A 1,129-nucleotide genomic window follows, 5' to 3' on the forward strand; every position below is an offset into this window, starting at 1 on the left:
GGCATAGACCGCCTTGCCGTCGAGAATCGCCCAGGCTCGGCCAACCTCGCCGAGACCCAGAGTTTTATGGACGACGACAAGCGCGTGCTGATTTTTTCGGACGCCGGCGGCACCGGGCGCTCCTACCACGCCGATCTCGGCGTGAAGAACCAGCGGCTACGCAAGCACTATCTGCTCGAAGCCGGCTGGCGCGCCGACAACGCCATCCAGGGTCTCGGAATCCTCTGTTCCGGCCCATGGCCGCCAATGTGAAGGCGGGCAAGCGCTTCCTGTCGACGATCGCACGACGGCTCGACACGCTGGGCGCCATCACGCGCGGCCAGCGCCAGACCGGTGGTGCCGGGCTGTTCCGTGCCGAGGACAATCTCGAAAGCCCGTACGCGCGGGCCGCACTTCGCCAATTCTACATGCTGCTGTATCAGGGCAAGATCGAAGGGTGTTCGCTCACGACCTTCGTGACCGTGACCGGACTGTCTTTGACGACCGACGAGGGCGGATTGCGCGACGAGCTGCCGCCGATCACGACCTGGCTCAACCGCCTGCTGGCGCTGCGCATCGAGACCCAGAACCTGCTGTTCGAAGTGTTCGAGCAACTGATGACGGCGAAGGTCGAGGGCGCGATCGCTGCCGGCTCCTACGACAAAGGCCTGGAGACCATCACGGCGGAGAGCATCGTCGTCACCGATCGTCGCACCGTCTACGCGCACCCGGTCTCCGGCGCGCAGTCGCATGTGCTGACCGTCGCGCGCAAGGACCGTATCCGGCCGCTCGGCCTGGTCGACGCGCTGGCCATCGTCCGGGCGGAGCCGCAAACAGTTTTGCTGGTGAACGCCCGTTCCCGCCGTGCGGCAATCCGGCTGCCGACGGCGAGCCTGATGCTCGACGACGGCACGATAGAGCACCGCGTGCGCTTGCTGCGGCCGACGGATGAGGTGCGCTTCGGTCTCGACGCCCTGGCCGAAACCCACTGGCAGCCGGCCGACCTAAAACTGTTCTGCGACCTGTGGCAGGCAGAAGTCGCCGCCGTCCCGGAGTTCACCACGAGCACCTTTCACATCGTGACGGGTCTGCTGCTGCCGATCTGGCGGCGCTTGCCGGATCATGATTGCCAGGTCTACCGGATCCAGAC

Annotated in this window: 1 pseudogene; it reads left to right on the plus strand. The window is 65.8% G+C overall.

Features of this window, described 5'->3' with window-relative positions:
• Window positions 1-66: 66 nt before the first annotated feature.
• Window positions 67-1,129, plus strand: a pseudogene (locus tag AC1DZP_RS36240) (strawberry notch C-terminal domain-containing protein); the annotation flags it as partial.

It is taken from the genome of Mesorhizobium sp. P2_F8 (genome assembly GCF_056403655.1).